Here is a 21952-nt window from a genome sequence, read left to right on the forward strand (position 1 = left end):
GTCTTCCGTAGCCTTGCGCCCTCACGAATCTGACACCCTCCTGGGGGCCCACGTTGTCGAACAAAGCCTTACGTATCCTGATCGCCGACGAGTTGCATTTTCACTGCATGAAGGTCGAGCGACTGTTCAATCAACTCGACTACTACCGGATAGCACCGGTGCACAGCCTTGAAGAGCTGTTGACCCTGGTCGAATACGGTTGCGAGCCATTTGATCTGGTGGTCATCAATGCCTCGCTGGCGGGCGGGGCGTTGAACCTGTTCGATTTTTTCCTTGATAACCAACAGGTTCATCACGCCTTGATCTATGACGGTCATCAGTCGCAACTGCCGCCCATCCCTGCCTGCGTTCAACAGACGGTTGAGGTGAGCCACGCAATGCTGCCTGATCTGGCGTCCGTTCAGCGGCTGATGGCGATCATCGACCCTCGTCTACCGTTCGTCGGCACTGTCATTTCTGTCAGGTAGTTGCGCCCGGTTTTTCATGCAAAAGTCTTTGCGCAGCCGGTGCGTTCAACCGGGCCGGGCTCATGGGCATTGATTGCTCAATCGTCGTGTTTTTTGCACAGGGAGTTGCCATGAAGTCAGTGCTGATTGTGGACGATCATCCGGTGGTTCGCGCCGCAGTCAAAATCGTACTGGTGCAGGAGGGTTTCAAGCAGATTTACGAAGCAGCGAGTGGTAATGAGGTCTTGCCGAAGATCCGCGAACACATGCCTGATCTGGTGGTGCTGGATCTGGTGATGCCCTCGCTCGACGGGCTGACTGTACTGGCGCGGATCAAGACCAGTGGAGTGCCCTGCCGAGTACTGGTCTTCACGTCCCTGGAGCCCATGTTTTATCAGGATCGTTGCATACACGCCGGCGCCGCTTCCTATGTCGCCAAGACCAATGATTTGCAGCATTTGCACAAAGCCGTGCAAGCCGTGATGGCCGGTTACACCTATTTCGCCCAGCTACCCTCGGCGTCGGTGTCGCTGAACTCGATGCAACTGAGTGAAAAACAGTTGATCGATAAACTCTCCGACCGGGAACTGACGATCTTTCAGCATCTGGCCCGGGGCATCAGTAACAAGGCGATCGCTGAAATCATGCACTTGAGTCACAAGACCGTCAGTACCTACAAGACCCGTCTGGTTGGAAAACTCAACGTGGAATCGGCGGTGTACCTGAGGGATTTTGCCAAGCGTAATCATCTGATCTGAGTGAGCCCGATCATGCGCGATTGTTTGTGGGCTCTGTTGCTGTTCTGTGGACTGGGAGCACCGGTGACGGCGGCCGATGAGCCAAAGCTTTTGCATGTGCTGGGGCGTTCAGCGGTGGAGGGGTATCAGGTCCAGCTGGATGAAAAAGACTGGCAGTGGTTGCGTGGCAAACGAGTCTTGCGCCTCGGGGTGTCGGGGGCGGACTACCCGCCGTTCGAGATCACGCGAAACGTTGATGAGCTGGAAGGCATCACCGCAGACTATGCCGCACTGTTGGGGCAACTGCTGCACGTAAAAATCGACGTGCTTCGTTATCGCACGCGCGAGGCGGCCATGGATGCGCTCAAACGCGATGAACTGGACCTGCTCGGCACGTCCAACAACTTCGAGGCGGCTGACCCCGAGCTGACCCGATCCAGTGCCTATGCCGAAGATCAGCCGATGCTGGTTACCCGCCTGGACGACTGGATGCCCGTCGACCTCGCGGGCAAACGCATCGCCATGGTCGATGACTATCTGCAGGCGCAGACTGTCGAAGCCTTCTATCCCGATGCGAGCTTGCAACGCTACCCCTCGGCACTCGACGCGATCGGGGCGGTGGCGTTCGGGCTGGATGATGTGTACCTCGGGGACTTCATCAGCGCCAATTACCTCATCAATAACAACTACCTCAGCAACGTACGCCTGGTGGGACCTTCCGGCCTGGACGCCAATCCGTTCGGCTTTGCCTTCAGCCGGGGCAACCCACGTCTGAAGAGCATTGTCGATAAGGCTCTGGCGACGATCCCCATGGATGAGCGCACGGCCATCGAGCAGCGCTGGAGTGCCGGAAGAGCCAACATGGCGGGTCAAGAGCGAGTACGTTTGAGCGCCAGTGAACAACGTTGGCTGGATCAACATCCGACGGTGGAAGTCGGTGCCGTCGAGAACTTTGCACCGCTGACTTTTTACGACGCCCAGGGACAACTCAGCGGGTTGACTGCGCAATTGCTGACGCTGATCAGCCAGCGCAGCGGCTTGACCTTCAAGGTGCAGCGGGGTAACTCCCTCGATCAGCAGATCCAGCAACTCAAGGACGGCAAGATCGACGTGTTACCTGTGGTCACGCCCAGTATCGAACGCGAAGCCGAACTGCGTTTCACTCGGGCCTACTTGAACAATCCGTTTGTACTGGTCAGTGCGACCACCCCGGGAAGCCCCAGGACCCTGGATGACATGGCCGGTAAACGCCTGGCGATTTATCGCGGTCATCCGTTGCTCGGGTTCATTCGCGCTCGGGCGCCCAATGTGCGTCTGATCGAAGTGCAGAGTCCGGCGCAGGGTCTGGAATGGGTGATCAAGGGCCAGGCCGAGGGGGCAGTCAGCTCATTGATCGTGGCTCGGTATCTGATTACCCGGCAATACCGCGAGCGTCTGCGGATCAGCAGCACCGTGGGCGATGAACCGGCGCGTATCGCTCTGGCCACCCACCGAGGTGCGCTGGAGTTGCACTCGATTCTGAACAAGGCACTGCTGAGCATTTCACCCCGGGAGATGGATGAGCTGTTAGCCCGCTGGAGCAATGATGTGGTGGTCGATGACAGCTACTGGCTGCGTCATCGCCAAGGCATTCTCCAGGCGTTTGCCGTTGCGGGCGCTTTGCTGTTGCTCGCACTGGCCTGGATTGCCTGGCAGCGTCGACAGATCCGTCAACGCCAACAACTGCTCGGGCAATTGCAGGATGCCAAGAACGCCGCCGACGATGCCAACCGCGCCAAAACTACCTTTCTGGCGACCATGAGTCATGAAATCCGCACTCCGATGAATGCCCTGATCGGCATGCTCGAACTGGCGCTGAAGCGAGCGGAAGAGGGCTTCACTGATCGCTCCGCCATCGAAGTGGCATCCAATGCCGCGCAGCAATTGCTGGCGTTGATCGGCGACATCCTGGACATCGCCCGCATCGAGTCCGGGCATTTGTCACTGACCCCTGAGCGGGCCAATCTACGCACGCTGGTGGAGTCGGTGTGCCGGGTTTTCGAAGGTCTGGCACGGCAGAAGAACTTGCAGTGGCGAGTCGAATTGGCCGAACACAGCGATCGTGACGTGTTAGTCGACCCCACGCGCTTCAAGCAGGTGCTGTCCAATCTGCTGAGCAACGCGATCAAGTTCACCCGTGAGGGTGAGGTGAGTTTGACACTGCGAGTAGAGCCCGGTGTGTCGGGGCATCTGGCAGTCAGTGTGTGTATTGAGGACAGCGGCATCGGTGTCAGTGTGGTCGATCAGCAACGACTGTTCAGCCCGTTCGTACAGGCCGGTAACAGCCAGCAGTCAGGCCACAATGGCTCTGGCCTGGGACTGGTGATCAGCCGCACTCTGTGCGAAATGATGGGCGGCCGATTGCAGCTCGACAGCGTCCTCGGACTGGGTACGCAGGTCGACATCAGCCTTGATCTGATTGCGTTGCAACCGTTGGCCTGCAGCGAGCGGGCCGATAGCGGATTGCAGGTGGCCACTCGGCTGTTGAGGATTCTGGTGGTCGACGATTACCCGGCCAATCGATTGTTGCTCTCACGGCAGCTGAGCTACCTGGGGCATCAGGTGCTGGAGGTTGAGGATGGCGAGCGGGGTCTTGTGAAGTGGCGCGAGCATGAGCTCGATTTGGTCATCACCGATTGCAACATGCCGGTGGTCAATGGTTATGAATTGGCGGGTGCGATACGCGATGAAGAGCGCGCTAATGGCTTGCCACCCACGCTGATTCTTGGGTTTAGCGCCAATGCGCAGCCGGAGGAAAAGATCCGTTGCCTTGAAGCAGGCATGGACGACTGTCTGTTCAAACCGATCCGGCTGGCCGATTTGAGTGCCTGGCTGGCATCCCGATTTGTGAGTGAGCCGCCAGCGCCGGTTGAAGAGCAAGCAACGTACGAGATCGACTTGGTCGGCCTGGAGCTCTACGTCGGTGAAGACCGGACGCTGATCAATCAGTTGTTGCGAGAACTGGCCGTAACCAACCTCTACGATCGCGATGATCTGCTTGCAGCGCACGTCAGTGGCAATCGTCACCGGCTGCAAGACCTGGCGCACCGCATCAAAGGTGGTGCGCGGATGGTTCGTGCAGAACGTTTGATCGAGTGCTGCGAACATCTGGAACGTGCCTGCGCCGAAGGGCGCGCGACGTTGATCGACGAGGCCGTCGATCAATTGCAGCACGCCATGGCACGCCTGGATCAGAGCCTCAAGCGAGACTGACGCTTAATCCCAGTGGGGCGCGATGCCTTTGGGGCTGGTCAGTCGATGGCCGCGATCCAGACCCGCGATCAGCGCCATGTCGGCGTCGCTCAAGGTCATGGCGCAAGCTTTCAGGTTGCTGGCGAGGTTGGCGCGTTTGGTCGACGAGGGAATCACGGCGTAACCCAGTTGCATGGCCCAGGCCAACGTGACGTGTGCCGGCGTCGCCTGCAGGCGATCGGCGATCAGCTGGATCACCGGGTCTTTCAGCACTTCGCCGTAAGCGAGGGTCATGTACGAGGTGATCTGGATGCCCTGGCTCTGTGCAAATTCGACGACCTTGCGGTTTTGCAGGTAGGGGTGCAGTTCAATCTGGTTGGTCGCGATGTGTTCGGCGCCGACCGCGGCGATCGCCTGTTTCATCAGGTCGACGGTGAAGTTGGACACACCGATCTGCCGGGTCAGGCCCAGTTGTTTGGCTTCGAGCAGGGCACCCATGAATTCCTCGACCGGCACCTGATCTTCCGGGGACGGCCAATGGATCAGGGTCAGGTCCAAGTAGTCGGTTTGCAGCTTTTGCAGGCTTTCCTTGAGGCTGTCGATCAGGCGATCCCCGGCGAAGTTGGCAACCCAGATCTTGCTGGTGATGAACAACTCGTCACGGGCGATGCCGCTGGCGGCAATCGCCTCGCCGACCTCGGCTTCGTTCTCGTAGATTTGCGCGGTATCGATGACTCGATAGCCCAGTTCCAGGCCAGTGCTCACCGAATCGATGACCACCTGGCCTTGCAAGCGAAAAGTACCAAGACCGAATGCGGGAATAGACATCAATGACTCCAGGGTTGCAGTGGGAATGGGCACGAGTATCCGCGCCCGCACCCATGAGAAAAACCGCTGGATCGGCAAAGCAATGTTTACCGCAAGTCATGAATCGAGTCGGCAGAAGGCTTTGTAGTGTTTGATCTGGCGCCTTCGCGAGCAGGCTCGCTCCCACAGGGGATCTGTGGTGTACGGGCTTCTAAGCAATATCGCTGTGGCTGAATTCCTCGCCCAGAAAGTCGATCAATGCGCGCACCGACGGCAGCAGCCCACGGCGTGAAGGGAAGATGGCATGCACGATCCCGCATTTGGGTGCCCAGCCCGGCACCAGTTCCACCAGTCGGCCCGCGGCAATGTCATCGCGCACCACCACGCTGGGCAGGTGAGCGATGCCGATCCCGGCCACCACGGCGTGACGCAACGCCAACAGGTCATCGGTGACCATTCGTGGCGCATGCCGAATCACCGCGCTGGCGCCCTCCGCCCCAAACAATTCCCACTGATATTCACGCTGCGCCGCGCCCCAATGCAGGCTCGGCAACCCGCTGAGGTCAGCCGGGGAGGCCGGTGAAGACAGGCGCGACACAAAGGCGGGACTGCCCACCAGGCATTGGGTGCTGTTGCCCAGCACCTTCATCACCATGTCGGTGTTTTCCAGCGGCGGAAAGCGCACGCGCAGGGCGATGTCGAAACCCTCGTGGATCAGGTCAACCCGGCGGTTGGTGCTCTCGATGAACAACTCCACCAGCGGGTACTTGAGCATGTAGCGGGTCAACATCGGTCCGACCCAGGAGTTGAGCAGCGCGGTCGGGCAACTGATGCGCACCAGGCCCTGGGGTTCGGAGCGGTTGCGTTCGATCAGTTCGGCAGCGCTTTCGGCTTCCACGCGCATCGCCAGGCAACGCTGGTAATAGGCCTGGCCGATTTCCGTCAGTGAACAATGCCGGCTGGTGCGGTGCAGCAGGCGTACACCGAGGCGCTCTTCGAGCTCGGCAATGCGCCGGCTCAGCTTCGACTTGGGCATGTCCAGCGCTCGACCGGCCGGGGCGAAACCGTGGTGCTCCACCACTTGGGTGAAGTAGTAGAGGGTGTTGAGGTCTTCCACCATCGTTCTCCATATAGAACGCTAAGGCTGATTTTTGCAGTCTAGTGCATCAAAGGGTTCAGTTTTAAGCTTTGTCCATCGCGTCACTCACCAGATTCGGAGGCAGAATGAAAAACATCATCGGTATCTACACCAGCCCACGGACCCATTGGGTCGGCGACGGTTTTCCGGTTCGCACGCTGTTTTCCTATGACAACCTGGGCAAGCACATCAGCCCGTTCTTGCTGCTCGATCACGCCGGTCCCGCTGAATTCACCCCGACCACCGAGCGTCGTGGCGTTGGTCAGCATCCACACCGCGGTTTCGAAACCGTGACTATCGTTTATAAGGGCGAACTGGAACACCGCGACTCCACCGGCAGCGGCGGCAAGATCGGCCCGGGCGACGTGCAATGGATGACCGCAGCCTCCGGGATTCTCCACGAAGAGTTTCACTCAGAAGGTTTCGCCAAAACCGGCGGCACCCTGGAAATGGTTCAGCTGTGGGTCAACCTGCCGGCCAAGGACAAAATGGCCGACGCCGGTTACCAGACGATTCTCGATGGCGACATCCCGAGTATCGCGCTCAAGGACCAGGCCGGCAGCCTGCGCTTGATCGCCGGTGAGTTCGACGGCCACACCGGCCCGGCGCGCACGTTTACCCCGATTGACGTCTGGGACCTGCGGCTCAACGGCGGCAAGTTGCTGACCCTGGACCTGCACGAAGGTCGTAACACGGCACTTGTAGTGTTGCGTGGCACGGTTCAGGTCAACGGTGTGGAACTGGTGCGCGAAGGGCAGTTGGCGTTGTTCGAGCGCAATGGCCAGCAGCTCAGCCTGGAAGCCAATAACGATGCCGTCGTGTTGCTGCTCAGTGGCGAGCCGATCGACGAACCCATCGTCGGTCACGGTCCGTTCGTGATGAACACCGAGCAAGAGATTCACCAGGCCTTCGCCGACTTCCAGTCCGGTCGGTTCGGCCAGATGTACGGTTAACCCGAACAGGTTCAACAACCCGCTCTACACAGGATGCGTAGGCCGGTTCCCGGGCCAGGGATGGCTGTTGCCTGAAAGAAAGAGGAGACGCACATGAGTACCGTCAACGCGGCCAACTTCAATGGCCAGAAACCGACCATCGATCCCAACGACAGCGCGATGCTGTTGATCGACCACCAGAGCGGATTGTTCCAGATCGTCAAGGACATGGACGTGCCGCAACTGCGCGCCAACGCCATTGCCCTGGCCAAAGCCGCGACCCTGCTGAAGATGCCGGTGATCACCACCGCCTCCGTACCGCAAGGGCCGAACGGGCCGTTGATTCCGGAGATTCACGAGGCGGCACCGCACGCTCAATACGTGGCGCGCAAAGGCGAAATCAACGCCTGGGACAATGCTGAGTTTCACGCGGCAGTAAAGGCGACCGGCAAGAAAACCCTGGTGATCGCCGGCACCCTGACCAGCGTTTGCCTGGCGTTCCCGTCCATCGCGGCGGTGCATGAAGGCTACAAAGTGTTTGCGGTGGTCGACGCTTCCGGCAACCACTCGAAACTGGCCACTGATCTGACAATTGCCCGTTTGACGCAAGCCGGGGTGGTGCCTATCGACATCATGGCTACGCTCTCTGAGCTGCAAGGCTCGTGGAACCGTCCGGACGCCGAGCAGTGGGCGGCAGTCTACGCCCAGGCCATGCCGCATTATCAATTGCTGATCGAGAGCTATCTCAAGGCTCAGCAAGTGGCGAACGAACACGAAGTGCTGGACTCCCAGCGCTAACCGGGTACCCCACGCCGACTTCCACTCGGCATCGATAAAAAGCGAGGATTACTCCCATGACTACCTCTTACAAACGTCTCGACAAGGATAACGCCGCCGTTCTGTTGGTCGATCACCAGGCGGGTCTGCTTTCTCTGGTGCGCGACATCGAGCCGGACCGTTTCAAGAACAACGTGTTGGCCCTGGCTGATCTGGCCAAGTACTTCAAGTTGCCGACCATCCTCACCACCAGTTTCGAAACCGGCCCCAACGGCCCGCTGGTGCCCGAGCTCAAGACGCTGTTCCCGGACGCGCCGTACATCGCCCGTCCTGGCCAGATCAATGCCTGGGACAACGAAGACTTCGTCAAGGCGATCAAGGCCACCGGCAAGAAACAACTGATCATCGCCGGCGTAGTGACCGAAGTGTGCGTGGCGTTCCCGGCGCTGTCGGCACTGGCTGAAGGCTTTGAGGTGTTCGTGGTGACAGACGCTTCCGGCACCTTCAACGAACTGACCCGTCAATCGGCCTGGGACCGCATGTCGGCCTCCGGCGCGCAGTTGATGACCTGGTTCGGCCTGGCCTGTGAGCTGCATCGCGACTGGCGCAACGACGTGGAAGGCTTGGGCACCTTGTTCTCCAACCACATCCCGGACTACCGCAACCTGTTTACCAGCTACAACGCGCTGACCAACAGCAAGTAACCCGATTGGGTGCCATACACCAATCAAATGTGGGAGCGGCGGTGCGACGTTTCGACTTGCTCGCGAAGGCTGACTAACATTCAACAACTATGTTGACTGTTACACCGCTTTCGCGAGCAAGTCGAATCGTCGCACCGCCGCTCCCACATTGGTTTTGCATCAAACACTCCTACAATGTGGCCAATGTATGCGATCTTCCGTCCATTGGCCTTCGCTGGAGTTGCTTGATGCTGTCACTGCTTACCGATCACCCATTGATCTGCGCGATGGCTTTGGTCCTTATCGATCTTGGGCTGTGGCGCCTGCTCAGTGCCAATGGCAGTCAATGGAAACTGGTCGTGCGGCTGGTGATTTTTTCGTTGTTCAGTGTCCTGCTGTTCAACGAAGGCCTGAACCCCATGGAAACGGCGCCCTGGGCCGACAACGTCCCGCTGCACCTGGCGGCCACCGGATTGCAGATCGGCTGGTGGTTGTTCGGCGCGCGCACGCTGACGGTGCTGATCGGCGCGGTGATGATGCAACGGGTCGGGCACACCGGGCGCTTGCTGCAGGATTTGCTCGGCGCGGTGATTTTCCTGATCGCGATCATCGCGGCGTTGGCGTATGTCCTCGATCTGCCGGTCAAAGGCGTGCTGGCGACCTCCGGCGCGTTGGCGATCATCGTCGGCCTGGCCTTGCAAAGTACCCTCAGCGACGTGTTCTCCGGGATCGTCCTCAACACCACCAAGCCCTATCAACTGGATGACTGGATCTCCATCGACGGCACCGAAGGTCGGGTCACCGATATCGACTGGCGCGCGACGCGCCTGCAAACGGCCCAGGGCAGCATGGCGGTGATCCCCAACTCCCTGGCGGCCAAGGCAAAGATCATCAATTTCAGCCGGCCCAGTGACATTTTTGGCGTCTCCATCAGCTTGCAATTGAGCCCGCACGCGCGTCCGCAAACTGTCATTGAAGCACTGGAGCGGGCGATGGAGGGTTGCCGTTATCTGTTGAACAAACCAGCGCCGTGTGTCGCGCTGAAAGGCTCCAGCGCCACCGGCGTGGAATACGAAATCAGTGGTTTCGTGGTCTCCATGGACCAGAAACGCATGGTCCGTAATCTGCTGTTCGACCTGGCATTCCGGCACTTGCAGGCCAGCGGCGTCAGCCTGTTATCGAACGTCGAACCCAATGCTCCTGCCAACCTGTCGCGGCCACGGGCATTGCTGGATGCGTCGAACATTTTCTCGACCCTGCGTCAGGAAGAGAAAGAAACCTTCAGCCAGAACATGAAACTTCAAAACTTCCGCGTCGGTGAAATGATCCTGCCGGCGGGGGAAGTCAGCGATCATTTGTTCATCATCGAATCCGGCGTCGTCTCGGTGGAGCTGAGCCGTGGTGGGGTCAAGTTCGAATCCGGGCGCATGGGCCCGGGTGAGGTAATCGGCGAGGGTGGGATTTTGTCCGATACGGCGCTACCGGCGGACTTCAGCGCCAAGACGTTCTGCAGCTTGTACCGGATCGAGAAGGAATACCTAAAACCGTGTCTGGATGCTCGACATGACATCGGCGAAGCGATGAAGGCGTTGCTGGATTTCCGCTTGAACAAGGCTCAGACGTTGACTCAGGAAGCGCCTAGGGTTGTGCAGAAGAAAGGTTTTTTGCAGTGGCTGCGCAATCGAGCGTAGGGACTCGAAGGTCATGGGCGCGGGTGCAATCGAGTGAGTCGACAGCCGGCGCCTGGCGAACAAGCTGTTCGCCGACCTGAGTACGGTCATGACTGTTCCAGTACTCGAACGGCGCATGTTGCCAAATCATGCCAACGGGGCCGGCGATCAACAGCAAGGCCAGATAAGCCAGGGTTTGTCGACGGGTCAGCGGTTTTTTGTGCGCCGACCGCCGCGCTACGATCCGGGCACGGCCATGTCCATGAATCTGGGCGAGCAGAAAGGCTTCGCGCGCCTGTTCCGGCATTTCCCACAATAAGGATTCCAGGTGCCAACGCGATTCGGAATTCGGCGAAGTAGCCGGTGGCACAGGCATTTCGGATGAGGACGACATGGGCAGGAAGCACTCGTTTCCGGCATCCTGGCCGCGTTATCAAGATTGAGTCGCATTCTATGGGTGTCGGTGAGGTGATGGCAATTACCCATGTGGTTTATTTTCAAGCCCGCCCATTGGCATCCTCATCTTCCCGGTAATTGGCTATTTGCTGCAGGTCGGTGCGGGATTAACGTAGCTCCACACCCCTTGTGACTGGAGCCACCATGCAACCGCGTATCGATTTCTACACCGCTTCCCCAGATGCACTCAAAGCCATGATCGCGTTGGAAACCGCTGTCTCGAAGCTGCCTCTGGAAAAATCCCTGATCGAACTGGTCAAACTGCGTGCCTCTCAGATCAATGGCTGCGCCTTCTGCGTCGACATGCACACCGCCGATGCCCGCAAGGGTGGCGAAACCGAGCGTCGGCTGTATGGGGTGTCGGTCTGGCGTGAAACGCCGTTCTTCACACCGCGTGAACGTGCGGCGCTGGCGTGGACCGAGTCGCTGACGCTGCTGAGCCAGACTCACGCACCGGATGAGGACTACGAACTGGCGGCGTCCGAGTTCAGTCCGAAGGAACTGGTCGACCTGACTGTGGCGATTACCACCATCAACGCGTGGAACCGTCTGGCGGTAGGTTTCCGCAAAATGCCTCAAGCCTGATCAATGAGCGTCTGCTGACGGCGCAGCCGGTGGTTGCACCTTGCGCATCAAAGGCACCATCGCCGTGGCGAGGATGAAGCAGACCATGATCATCAGGAACGCATCGCCGTAAGTTTGCGTCTGCGCTTCGCGGTAGGTCAGCAGCCACAGCTGATGCAGGCTGGCGGTGACGCCCAGGTCACCGCTTTGGCCGAGGGCGGCGAAGTTGTTGCCGACCTGGGACAGCCACTGATTCAGTGCTTCGTTGGTGCTGTTGAGGTTTTCCGCCAACCGGGTGAAGTGCAGGTTGGTGCGGTCATTGAGAATGGTCGCGCACGCGGCAATGCCGATGGCGCCACCCAGGTTTCGCATCAAGTTGAACAATCCCGAGGCGTGTTTGAGCCGCGCTGGCGCCAGTCCGCCGAGGGTCAGGGTGACCGCGGGCGGCACCGCCAGTTGCTGGGCAATTCCGCGCAGCGCTTGCGGCAACATCAATTCCTTAGCCCCCCAGTCATGGGTGATCGGGCTGAAATCCCACATCGACAATGCGAACAACCCCAGGCCGATCATCATGATCCAGCGCAGATCGATGCGGTTGGCCAGAAAGGCGTACAGCGGAATCGCCATGATCTGGAACACCCCGGTGGAGAAAACCGCCAGACCAATGTCCAGTGCGCCATAGCCACGCACCCGGCCGAGAAACAGCGGCGTTAGGTAAATGGTGGCGAACAGGCCGATCCCGGTGACGAACGAAAAGAAGCAGCCAAGGGCGAAGTTACGGTCTTTCAAGGCACGCAAATCGACGATCGGGTTGGCGACGTGCAGGGTTCTACCGATGAACGCCAGGCCGGCCAGTCCGCTGATCCATGCCGTGGTCAGAATCGTGCTGTCGCTGAACCAATTCCAGCGCGGGCCTTCTTCGAGGGTGTATTCCAGGCAACCGAGAAACAGCGCCATGAACACCATGCTCAAATAGTCGGCGCCCTTGAGCAGCGACAGTTCCGGCTGGTCGATTTTCACCAGCATCGGCACCGCCACTGCGACGAAAATCCCCGGCACCAGATTGATGTAGAACAGCCAGTGCCAGGATGAAATATCGGTAATCCAGCCGCCGATCACCGGCCCCAGGGTCGGGGCCAATGAGGCCACCGCGCCAATGGTTGCAGCAGCGATCACCCGTTGTTTGCCAGTGAAGAAAAAGAACGCGGTGGTGAACACCAGCGGGATCATCGAGCCACCGAGAAACCCTTGCAGGGCGCGGAAGGCGATCATGCTCTGGATGTTCCAGGCCGCGCCGCAGAGCAGGCTGGCCAGGGTGAAGCCCACCGCTGAAGCGCAGAACAGCCAGCGTGTCGAGAACACTCGGGAGAGCCAGCCGGACAGCGGGATCACGATGATTTCGGCGATCAGGTAACTGGTTTGCACCCACGCCGTTTCGTCGGTGCCGGCCGAGAGCCCACCGCCGATATCACGCAACGACGCCGAGACGATCTGGATGTCCAGCAGCGCAATGAACATGCCGATGCACATGGTGGCGAAGGCGAACACCTTGGTCACCGTTGTCATGTCGGCGGCATTGAACGGTTGTGCGGGGACGGCGAGGGCGCGGCTCATGGCGTGCTGGCCACGGCCGGGGTTGCAGGTTCCTTGCGAGTGTCCACTTCAGCGGTGACCGACAGGCCGGGACGCAGATGGCCGAGCACGCCATCGGCCGGATCAAGCACGATGCGCACCGGCACCCGCTGAACGATTTTGGTGAAGTTGCCGGTGGCGTTTTCCGGCGGCAGCACGCTGAACTGCGAACCACTGGCCGGCGCGAGGCTGTCCAGATGACCGTGGAATTCCTGCCCCGAGAGCACGTCGGCATGAATGATCACCCGTTGCCCCGGTGTCATTCGCGATAGCTGATCTTCCTTGAAGTTGGCATCGACCCACAGCCCGCTGGCCGGTACCACTGACAGCAGTTGCGAACCGGCCTGGGCATAAGCGCCGACCCGCGCCCGACGATTGCCGATCACACCGTCCACCGGGGCCTTCAGTTCGGTGTAACCCACATTCAACTGCGCCAGATCACGTTCGGCACGGGCTTGCATCAGTGCGGCGCGGGCCTGCTGTTTCTGGGTTGCGATCACATTCAACTGACGTTGTGCAGCGAGCAATTCAGCCTGGGCCCGGGCGCTGAGGGCTTGGGCGGTCTTGAAGGTGGCGTTGGCGCGTTGGGCGCTTTCCACTGAGACGGCATTGCTGCCGACCAGTTTTTTGTAGCGAGCATCGTCATCCCGTGAGCGGGCGGTTTCGGCGCCGGCAGCATCGATCCCGGCGCGTGCCTGACCGATCACCGCGTGTTGCAATTCTTCGGTGGCATCGAGATTGGCGAGCAGCGCTTCTTCGGCGGCCACTGCACCTTCGGCCTTGGCGAGATTGGCGCGGTAATCGCGGGAGTCGAGACGAATCAACACATCGCCGGCCTTGACCTTCTGGTTGTCGGTGACCAGCACTTCTTCGATGTAACCCGCCACCTTCGGCCCGATCACCGTCACATCGCCGCCGATGTAGGCGTCGTCGGTTTCTTCGATGAAACGGCCGGCGGTCCACCAGTGAGTCGCATACAGCCCGGCGAACACCAGGGCAGCAATGACCGCAGCCAGCAAGATCAACCGTTTGAGCAGGGGAGGTTTGGGTGTGCTCACCGGGACAGCAAGGTCGGTTTCAAGGCTGGGCATGCTGGTCATGGAGATTACCTGTGGGAAGCGGGTCTTTATTACGCGTGTAATATTACGCAGGTAATATTTAGTGGCAATTAATTTTTGTTGCCAGTCGTCAGGTGCTCTTGGGTAAACAGGAGGGGCGAAGCAATTGTTTAAGAAATGTAAGCGTTGTAGGACATGTCTTGCATTTGCGTAGGAACGATCTGACTATCACTCGCATTAATGGAGTGGCATTAGGCCATTTGATGATCGCAAGGATGTTGAGTGCCGTATTCGCTTCGCGCTGTTCCTCGTCGTAGTCCCACGCCTTGTACGCTGTTGTCGGCCTTGCTGCTGAGCCTGAGTGTTTCCTCGCTCAACGCGGCCGAGCCCACTGCCCCAGGCCAGGAGGTGCTGCGCCAGCAACAACAACAGCAGCGCGATCTGCAACAACTGCAACTGGAACAGCGCCGCCGGCAATTGGAGCGCGGCAGTTTCGGCGCTGAGCCGCTCACGCCTGTCGTTCCCGCCACGGTGCCTGCCGATGAGCGCTGCTGGCCCCTGAGCGGAACGCGCATTGGCGGCGTGACGCTGATCAGCAGCCAGACACTCAATGAGCGAATCAAACCGCAGCTGTCGTCGTGCATGGGCGTCGGTCAGATCAACCATCTGCTGGCGACCATCACCGGTCTGTATGTCGAGGCGGGTTACATCGCCAGTCGGCCGTACCTGCGTAGCGCGCCAGCGGCGGGGCAGTCGCTGGATATCGTGGTCGATGAAGGCTACGTCGAGTCCATCGAACTGGCCGACCAGAGCTTGCCGGTGTCCTTGGGTGGTGCGTTTCCCGGAATGCTCGGCAAGCCGCTGAACCTGCGAGATCTGGAGCAAGGCCTGGATCAGTTGAACCGTCTGCGCTCCGTGGATTTGACCGCCGACATCGCCCCCGGTAGCCAGCCCGGCGCCTCACGGCTCATCCTGCGTTCGCGCACCCGCGGGCAGTCGCGCTGGTCGTTGGGCCTGGGCGTGGACAACCTCGGCAGTGCCAGCACCGGGCGGGATCGCGACACGCTGAGCCTGAGTCTGGACAGCCCGCTGGAACTCAACGATGCGCTCAATCTGAGTTTCAGCGACACTCTCAATCAGGGCGACCGCTATAGCCGCAACGCCAGCCTGTACTACGCCATTCCCTACGGTTACTGGACTTACAGCCTGTTCGCCAGCCACGCCGAATACCGTGCGCCGTTCAAACTCAGCACGCTGACGTTCCACAGCTCCGGCATCACCGATCAACTGAGCCTGCGCGCCGACCGGGTGCTGTGGCGCGATCAAAGCCGACAGTTGAGCGCCAATCTGCAATTGGCCCACAAGGACGTCGACAGTTACCTGGAAAACATTCGCCTGGGCATCCAGAGCCCGACCCTGACCGTGGCCGAAGCCGGGCTGAACCTGTTCTGGCTCAACAGCGCGGTGTGGAACCTGGACATCAATTACGCCCAAGGCTTGCGCTGGCTCGGTGCGGATGACGATGCCGATGACGATGCCCAGCGCCAGGTCAAAAACCTGCCCAAGGCACAGTTTCGCAAATACCGCGCCGGCCTCAGCCAGTGGCGCAACGGCCAGATCGGCCAGCAAACCTGGCAATGGCAGAGCCAGTTCAACGTGCAATACAGCCCCGATCCGCTGCCGGCCATCGAGCAATTACTGGGCACCGACGATTCCGCGGTGCGCGGCTATCGGGTCAGCAGTGCGTCCGGTGCCAGTGGCGCGATCTGGCGCAACACCCTGCGCCTGCCATTGCGCAGCGCTCTGCCAGTGCAGATCACCCCACGCCTGGGCCTGGACAACGGCTGGATCAAGGCCGACCACGGTGCTCAAGGGCAACGTCTGAGTGGCGCCAGCGCCGGGGTCAACCTGAGCTGGAAAAAACTGCAAGTCGACGTCGATTACCAACGCAGCCTCAACACTCCCAGCGGTTTTCAGCATGAGCCAGAGACCTGGCTGATGCGCGTGGGGTTGCAGATATGAACACCGACAAACAGCCGTCGGACCTGAGCGCCACAGCCACGGCCAACAACTCAGCGCGCAACGTGATGCCGCACTTTAATTGAGAGGTTTCTATGCCTGCACAGACATTTGCGTTCCATCTTTCCCCTCGGGGCAAACTGCGCTGGGCGATTGCCAGCTTGTTTCTGATTGCTCACCTGCCCAACGCTTTGGCAGGGGGCGTAGTGGTCGCACCAGGCCCCGGCGGCACCGCGCAATTGCAAACCCAGGGCGGCGTACCCATCGTCAACATCGTTGCGCCTAACGGTTCCGGCCTGTCCCATAACCAGTTCCTGGACTATAACGTTGACCGTCAGGGCCTGGTGCTGAACAACGCGCTGCAAGCCGGACAGTCGCAACTTGCCGGGCAACTGGCGGCCAACCCGCAATTCCAGGGGCAGGCCGCGAGCGTGATCCTCAATGAAGTGATCAGCCGCAATCCGTCGGCCCTCAACGGTGCTCAGGAAATCTTCGGTCGCGCCGCCGATTACGTGTTGGCCAACCCCAACGGGATTTCGGTGAACGGCGGCAGTTTCATCAACACCCCGAACGCCAATCTGGTGGTCGGTCGCCCCGAACTGAACGACGGCAAGCTGCAAGCCCTCAGCACCCGCGACGCCACCGGCTCCTTGCAGATTCAAGGCGCGGGCCTGCAAAATCGCGAAGGCTCGATCAACCTGATCGCCCCGCGCATCGACAGCCAGGGCAGCCTCAGCGCCCGGGATCAGTTGAACCTCACCGTTGGCCGCAACCAGGTGGATTACGCCAGCGGCCAGGTTAAAACCGTGGACCCGGCCGGCAACACTCAAGACCAACGCATCGACGCCAACCTGTTCGGTGCAATGCAGGCTGGGCGCATCAACATCGTCAGCACAGCCGAGGGCGCGGGCGTGCGGGTCGGCCCGGTGCAGGTCGACGGCCGTGAGGGTGTGCAGATTCGTTCCGCCGGTGACCTGAGTATCAGCGGTCAGGCCGTTCCCGACAGCCTCGATGTGGTCCGGGCGGGCGTGCGCAGCAGTCAGGGCGATGTCGGTCTGCACAGCGGCAAGGATCTGCTGCTGGCCGCCACCGATGTCAGTGGCCGTGACGTCAAGGTCGACGCCAAACGCAACCTGACGTTGACCACCGTCGAAAGCCGCAAGCTTCAAGAGAAGCGCGAAAACTGGAACAACAGCACCATCGGCATCACCTGGGAAACCTACGACCGGACCCTGACCGACAGCGATTCACGTCAGCACGGCAGCCAGATTCTCGCCCGCCGTGACGCGCAGTTGTCGTCCGGTGGCAACACCGAACTCAAAGCGGCCAAGGTCGACGCTGCCAACACCCTCAACGTCCGGAGCGGCGGCGATCTGCGTCTGACCGCCGCCACCGAAAGCCACACCCAAACCGATCAGGGCAACCACCGCAAACACCTGTGGAAAGCCAACTGGGACACCAGCAGCGAAGAGCAGCGCAGCGTCACCACACAGTTGAAGGGCGGCAATATCGCCTTGACCGCGGCGGCGTTGTTACGTGCCGAGGGCGCGGAGTTGAGCAGCAAGGGTGATACCCAGCTCGCCGGCAAACAGGTCGAGATCACCAGCGCCAGCCGCACCCGGCGCAACAGCGACAACCGCTATTCCGGCGATCTGGTGGGTGGCGGCTTCTTCGGCAAGACCGGTGACGCGGATCAGGGCAAAACCCTGAATCAGGGCAGCAAGGTCAACGCCGGCGGTAAACTGATCGTCAAGGCCGACGATGTACGCATCAGCGGCAGTCAGGTGCGCGGCGGCAGCGAGGCCAGCGTGATCAGCGACAAAGGCTCGCTGGTCATCGATGGCGTACAAGACACCTCCCATGCCAACAGCCACGACAAGGACAGCAAGTTTTTCGGCATCACCAAGGATGAAACCCGTCAGAACGCCAAGGACAGCACCACGGTGCGCAGCGAGCTGACCTCCGACAGCAACCTCAAACTCAAGAGCGCCAAAGACATCGAAGTGGCCGGCGCCACGGTCAAGGCCAACGGCACCCTCAGCGCCGAGGCGGCGGGGGATGTGAATGTGCATTCCGCGCAGAACACCCATGAGTCCGGCAAAACCACCGAGACCCGTGGCTTCGATGCCTACGCCAAGGAAAACGCACCGGACGCCGGCCAGTACCGCGCCGGTGTGCATTACCAAGACAAGCAGCAAACCGCGAGTACCCGTGATGTCAACCAGCAAGGCTCCAGCCTCAGCGGCACCAACGTGCAACTGGCGGCGGGCGGTGATCTGACCCTTAAAGGTGCCGAGGTCAAAGCCACAAACGGCGATGCGACCCTGAGCGGTAAAAACGTGTCGCTGCTGGCCGAGCAGGACAGCCACAGCACTTCGACGGACACAACCAGCACCAGCGGCGGTTTCTACTACACCGGCGGCCTCGATCGTGCCGGCAGCGGCGTCGATTTCGCCCGCAGCACGTCCCAGGACACCACGGACAAAACCACTGCACAAACCACCAGCGTCCAAAGCAGCGGCAACCTGAATATCAACACTGGCAAGCTCACCACTGAAGGCGCACGTCTTGATGCGGGCAAAGGTCTGCATGTCGCCGCCACCGAGGTCGACAATCGGGCCGCGAGCAACACCGACAGCAGCACTCATACAGAGAGCAACTGGTCGGCGGACGTCGGTGCCAACGTCGAATACAAAGACATCGCCCGGCCGATCGCCAAAGCCGTCGAAGGCGTACTGGACGGCAAGGTGCCGGACAAGGACGCACTCGCCAACCTCGGCCAGCCGAATGTCGGCATCGATGTGGCGATCGGTCATCAGAACGGCAGCCATACCGAGCAAAACAGCAACGCCGTGGTCAGCCAGTTCAAGGGCGGCACGGTGGACGTGAACGTCGCCGGCACGTTGCAGGATCAAGGCACGCAGTACCAGGCGAGCGCGGGCGCGGTGAACATCAGCGCCGACAACCTGGTGGCCAGCGCCGCCAGTAACACTCGCAGCAGTACCGATCAGGCGCTGGACGCCAAGGCTGATGTGCGGGTCTACACCAAAACCGGTGAGGACGTGAATGTCAGCGGCAGCGGCGCGGGTGGCAGCAGTCAGACTCGCAAAGAAAACTCCACGGCGGTGGTCGGCGGCTATGCGGGCAGTGACGGCGTGAATATCAACCTGCGCAACGACGGCCAGTTCGAAGGCAGCCAGTTCAATGGCGGGCAGGGTGGTGTGAGCATCAAGACAGGTGGCGATCTGGCGCTGAATCAGGCCAATGACCGTCAGAGCAACGACAGCTCCAGCCTGCGTGGCAACGGTTCGCTGAGTGTCGGCACCGCCCCTGGCACCGACGGCACCAACGTCAATCTCGGCGCGGGTTTCCAGCTGGATCACAAAGGCAATCAGACTCAGGACAGTCAGGCTCGCGTGGCAAATATTGCGGGCAAAGGCCCGGTGCAATTGAGCAGCGGCGGCGACCAGATCCTGCAAGGGACGACAGTCGATACCAGCGACGCCATCGACCTGAAGACCGGCGGCAAACTCGAACTGCAAGCGGCCTCTGACACCCATCGCTCCACGGGCAGCAATCTCGGCGGCGGTCTTAATGTGGGCGGCAGCAAAACCAGCACCGAGAAAAGCAGCGATCAGGGCGGCAACCTGAGCGCCAACTTCAACATCGGCCGGGTCAATGAAAGCAGCCAGACCCTGACCGGCGGCCGCCTCAACAGCCAGAACAAGATTCAACTCAGTGGTGATTCGATCCACCTGCAAGGCACCCAGGTCAGCGCGCCGAGCGTTGCCCTTGATGCGCAGAACGGCGGGGTCTATCAGGAATCGGCCCAGTCCACTAAAAACCGCACGAACTGGAACGTCGCCCTGAATACCGGCGGTAATCTGAGCAACAGCACGCCCACTGCCACCAACGAAAAAGACATCGCCAAGAGCGATCATGGCTTCAATGCCGGGGCCAAGGTTGGCGTTGATTACCTGCAAGGCACTACTCAGCAGAACAGCCAGATCAAGGCTGACAGCGTGGTGTTGAATAGCGCGGGCGATGTGCAGTTGGCCGGTGCGAGGATTGATGCGACGACGGTCAGCGGCAAGGTCGGTGGCGACCTGACCGTGGAAAGCCGTCAGGACAGCCAGACCAGCGCCAAGGTCGATGTTGACCTCGGGTTGACCGGCAAGAAAGCAGCGCCCGCTGACAAAGACAAAGTGGCCGACAACAGCAAACCGGGCGGGACGGACTACAAGCCGACCCTGAAACTGGACGCCGGTTATGCCCACAAGGACAGCGTCGGCCAGGCCTCTGGCATCAGCGGCACGCAAGGCGTGAATCTCAAGGTTGACGGTGCAACGCAATTGACCGGCGCGCGGGTTGCTTCATCTGAAGGTCGCGTGGATTTAGGGGACTCCAAGGTCAGCACCACCGACCTGATCAACCGCGACTACGGGGTCAAGGCAGGTCTGGATCTGCCGGAGAAAGCACAAACCGAGGGCAGTAAACCCGACGTCTCAACTGCCGGGGAGCACAGTGTCAAACTCGGCCCCGTAACCTTGGGTGGTCATTACGACAGCCAGTCGCTACAGGCCGGCATCGACGAGAAAAACATCTAAGCCACACACATCCCCTGTGGGAGCAGGCTTGCTTGCGAAAGCGGACTACCAGTCAACATCAATGTTGAATGTAAAACCGCCATCGCGAGCAGGCTCGCTCCCACAGGGACCGCGTAACTGCCGTTTGAAGCGGGTCATCAATGATGACTGGTTGGAAAATCCCTCGGGAATCCAGCAAAGAAATGTCAAACGGAAATCGGAGACGGTCATTTCGGAAACCTCCCACACCCAGAGTTTGAGCTTCCCGGTAGGGTCAACGGCCCCGGCACCCTGCCGAGCCCCCCAAGGAAGAACGAACCATGACCAGAAAGGCCGTTATCGTTTTCAGCGGCGGACAAGACTCAACCACCTGCTTGATCCATACATTGCCGATGTACGATGAAATTCACTGCATCACGTTTGATTATGGCCAGCGCCATCGTGCGGAAATCGAAGTGGCGCAACAGCTTTCAAAACAGCTTGGCGTGAAGGTGCACAAAGTGTTGGACACTTCATTGTTGAGCGAACTGGCCATTAGCAGTTTGACGCGCGACCACATTCCAATTGCAAGGAGTACGGGGAACGGCGTGCCTGATACGTTCGTGCCTGGCAGGAATATTCTGTTTTTAACGTTGGCTTCTATTTATGCCTATCAAGTGGGTGCTGAAGCTGTCATCACAGGTGTTTGTGAAACAGAGAGCTCTGGTTATCCTGATTGTGGCGATGAGTTTGTTAAGGTGTTGAACAGTGCCATTCACTTGGGCATGGACTATAAGATTCGAATCGAGACTCCGCTTATGCGGCTTAATAAAGCTGAGACCTGGGCTTTGGCTGATTACCACAAGCAGCTGGATTTGATTCGTTATCACACATTGACTTGCTACAACGGAATAATGGGAAGTGGGTGCGGCGACTGTGATGCGTGTGCTCTTCGTGCAAAGGGATTGAGTGAGTTTCTCGAAAGCAGAGCGAAGGTTTTGAATAGTCTGAAAATCAAACTAAAACTATAAAAGTAATTTGCTGCGGATAGGGGTGGCCATTAACGGCAGCCTTTATTTTTATGTCGTTCGGGTTGCACTCGCAAAGCGTTTGCGTTTGGCGAGGGTGTCCACAGTGAGTTGGCGCGGGTGTTGGTGACTTCACTGCGCGATGGCTGTGATTTGATGGATGTCGTCGGACGACGATTGCAGGGGCAGGTTTCAGTGCAGGGAAACAG

Annotated in this window: 16 protein-coding genes; 11 read left to right on the forward strand and 5 right to left on the reverse strand. The window is 59.8% G+C overall.

Going from position 1 to position 21952, the window contains the following annotated elements; all coding sequences use genetic code 11:
* Positions 1-53: 53 nt before the first annotated feature.
* From CKW16_RS23640 to CKW16_RS23650, 3 genes are all read left to right on the forward strand, one after another.
* On the forward strand, positions 54-467 hold the full coding sequence (locus CKW16_RS23640; RefSeq protein ID WP_095131091.1) for a chemotaxis protein CheY: 414 nt from the start codon (positions 54-56) through the stop codon (positions 465-467).
* A gap of 110 nt (positions 468-577) precedes the next feature.
* The gene (locus CKW16_RS23645) at positions 578-1204 is read left to right on the forward strand and encodes a response regulator transcription factor (RefSeq protein ID WP_095131093.1); all 627 of its coding nucleotides are present in this window, start codon (positions 578-580) and stop codon (positions 1202-1204) included.
* A 12-nt stretch (positions 1205-1216) separates the two neighbouring features.
* Positions 1217-4435, forward strand: a complete 3219-nt coding sequence (locus CKW16_RS23650; protein WP_095131095.1) for a transporter substrate-binding domain-containing protein — start codon at positions 1217-1219, stop codon at positions 4433-4435.
* A gap of 3 nt (positions 4436-4438) precedes the next feature.
* Here CKW16_RS23650 and dkgB read toward each other — a convergent pair whose 3' ends face one another.
* Positions 4439-5242: a 2,5-didehydrogluconate reductase DkgB gene (gene dkgB / locus CKW16_RS23655; RefSeq protein WP_095131097.1), complete on the reverse strand. Its 804-nt coding sequence runs from the start codon at positions 5240-5242 to the stop codon at positions 4439-4441.
* Between the two features lie 190 nt (positions 5243-5432).
* Complete coding sequence (locus CKW16_RS23660; RefSeq protein WP_095131099.1) at positions 5433-6341, reverse strand: LysR substrate-binding domain-containing protein; 909 nt, start codon at positions 6339-6341, stop codon at positions 5433-5435.
* A gap of 104 nt (positions 6342-6445) precedes the next feature.
* Between CKW16_RS23660 and CKW16_RS23665 the strand changes: the two genes are divergently transcribed.
* The 4 genes from CKW16_RS23665 (at position 6446) to CKW16_RS23680 (ending at position 10442) form a co-directional block, all read left to right on the forward strand.
* Positions 6446-7312, forward strand: a complete 867-nt coding sequence (locus tag CKW16_RS23665; RefSeq protein ID WP_095131101.1) for a pirin family protein — start codon at positions 6446-6448, stop codon at positions 7310-7312.
* A 93-nt stretch (positions 7313-7405) separates the two neighbouring features.
* Positions 7406-8089 carry an isochorismatase family protein gene (locus CKW16_RS23670; RefSeq protein WP_046048436.1) on the forward strand — a complete coding sequence of 228 codons (684 nt, stop codon included), beginning with the start codon at positions 7406-7408 and terminating at the stop codon, positions 8087-8089.
* Between the two features lie 56 nt (positions 8090-8145).
* Positions 8146-8772: an isochorismate family cysteine hydrolase YcaC gene (ycaC, locus tag CKW16_RS23675; protein WP_095131103.1), complete on the forward strand. Its 627-nt coding sequence runs from the start codon at positions 8146-8148 to the stop codon at positions 8770-8772.
* Between the two features lie 227 nt (positions 8773-8999).
* The gene (locus tag CKW16_RS23680) at positions 9000-10442 is read left to right on the forward strand and encodes a mechanosensitive ion channel family protein (RefSeq protein ID WP_095131105.1); all 1443 of its coding nucleotides are present in this window, start codon (positions 9000-9002) and stop codon (positions 10440-10442) included.
* On the opposite strand, the gene CKW16_RS32080 is transcribed toward CKW16_RS23680, so the two are convergent.
* Positions 10390-10815, reverse strand: coding sequence for a hypothetical protein (locus CKW16_RS32080; protein ID WP_141232769.1), 426 nt, complete (start codon positions 10813-10815; stop codon positions 10390-10392). The two genes, CKW16_RS23680 and CKW16_RS32080, sit on opposite strands and share 53 nt — an antisense overlap.
* Positions 10816-11021: 206 nt before the next feature.
* Between CKW16_RS32080 and CKW16_RS23690 the strand changes: the two genes are divergently transcribed.
* Positions 11022-11462, forward strand: coding sequence for a carboxymuconolactone decarboxylase family protein (locus CKW16_RS23690; protein ID WP_095131109.1), 441 nt, complete (start codon positions 11022-11024; stop codon positions 11460-11462).
* Here CKW16_RS23690 and CKW16_RS23695 read toward each other — a convergent pair whose 3' ends face one another.
* Together CKW16_RS23695 and CKW16_RS23700 are read right to left on the reverse strand one after the other, a co-directional pair.
* On the reverse strand, positions 11463-13055 hold the full coding sequence (locus tag CKW16_RS23695) for a DHA2 family efflux MFS transporter permease subunit (protein ID WP_095131111.1): 1593 nt from the start codon (positions 13053-13055) through the stop codon (positions 11463-11465).
* Positions 13052-14173, reverse strand: a complete 1122-nt coding sequence (locus tag CKW16_RS23700) for an HlyD family secretion protein (RefSeq protein WP_095131113.1) — start codon at positions 14171-14173, stop codon at positions 13052-13054. Before CKW16_RS23700 ends, CKW16_RS23695 begins: the two co-directional genes overlap by 4 nt.
* A gap of 240 nt (positions 14174-14413) precedes the next feature.
* On the opposite strand from CKW16_RS23700, the gene CKW16_RS23705 reads away from it, so the two are divergent.
* The 3 genes from CKW16_RS23705 to queC all read left to right on the forward strand — a co-directional run bounded on the left by CKW16_RS23705 (position 14414) and on the right by queC (position 21746).
* On the forward strand, positions 14414-16153 hold the full coding sequence (locus CKW16_RS23705; RefSeq protein WP_095131115.1) for a ShlB/FhaC/HecB family hemolysin secretion/activation protein: 1740 nt from the start codon (positions 14414-14416) through the stop codon (positions 16151-16153).
* A gap of 92 nt (positions 16154-16245) precedes the next feature.
* The gene (locus CKW16_RS23710) at positions 16246-20757 is read left to right on the forward strand and encodes a hemagglutinin repeat-containing protein (RefSeq protein ID WP_095131117.1); all 4512 of its coding nucleotides are present in this window, start codon (positions 16246-16248) and stop codon (positions 20755-20757) included.
* Between the two features lie 299 nt (positions 20758-21056).
* The gene (gene queC, locus CKW16_RS23720; RefSeq protein WP_095131121.1) at positions 21057-21746 is read left to right on the forward strand and encodes a 7-cyano-7-deazaguanine synthase QueC; all 690 of its coding nucleotides are present in this window, start codon (positions 21057-21059) and stop codon (positions 21744-21746) included.
* Positions 21747-21952: the final 206 nt, after the last annotated feature.

The organism is Pseudomonas sp. Irchel s3h14 (assembly GCF_900187425.1).
Classification (GTDB): Bacteria; Pseudomonadota; Gammaproteobacteria; order Pseudomonadales; family Pseudomonadaceae; genus Aquipseudomonas.

Coding starts and splice junctions, on each gene's coding strand:
- CKW16_RS23645 (WP_095131093.1), top strand. CDS start 578: ATGAAGTCAGTGCTGATTGTGGACGATCATCCGGTGGTTCGCGCCGCA.
- CKW16_RS23650 (WP_095131095.1), top strand. CDS start 1,217: ATGCGCGATTGTTTGTGGGCTCTGTTGCTGTTCTGTGGACTGGGAGCA.
- dkgB (WP_095131097.1), bottom strand. CDS start 5,242: ATGTCTATTCCCGCATTCGGTCTTGGTACTTTTCGCTTGCAAGGCCAG.
- CKW16_RS23660 (WP_095131099.1), bottom strand. CDS start 6,341: ATGGTGGAAGACCTCAACACCCTCTACTACTTCACCCAAGTGGTGGAG.
- CKW16_RS23665 (WP_095131101.1), top strand. CDS start 6,446: ATGAAAAACATCATCGGTATCTACACCAGCCCACGGACCCATTGGGTC.
- CKW16_RS23670 (WP_046048436.1), top strand. CDS start 7,406: ATGAGTACCGTCAACGCGGCCAACTTCAATGGCCAGAAACCGACCATC.
- ycaC (WP_095131103.1), top strand. CDS start 8,146: ATGACTACCTCTTACAAACGTCTCGACAAGGATAACGCCGCCGTTCTG.
- CKW16_RS23680 (WP_095131105.1), top strand. CDS start 9,000: ATGCTGTCACTGCTTACCGATCACCCATTGATCTGCGCGATGGCTTTG.
- CKW16_RS32080 (WP_141232769.1), bottom strand. CDS start 10,815: ATGTCGTCCTCATCCGAAATGCCTGTGCCACCGGCTACTTCGCCGAAT.
- CKW16_RS23690 (WP_095131109.1), top strand. CDS start 11,022: ATGCAACCGCGTATCGATTTCTACACCGCTTCCCCAGATGCACTCAAA.
- CKW16_RS23695 (WP_095131111.1), bottom strand. CDS start 13,055: ATGAGCCGCGCCCTCGCCGTCCCCGCACAACCGTTCAATGCCGCCGAC.
- CKW16_RS23700 (WP_095131113.1), bottom strand. CDS start 14,173: ATGACCAGCATGCCCAGCCTTGAAACCGACCTTGCTGTCCCGGTGAGC.
- CKW16_RS23710 (WP_095131117.1), top strand. CDS start 16,246: ATGCCTGCACAGACATTTGCGTTCCATCTTTCCCCTCGGGGCAAACTG.
- queC (WP_095131121.1), top strand. CDS start 21,057: ATGACCAGAAAGGCCGTTATCGTTTTCAGCGGCGGACAAGACTCAACC.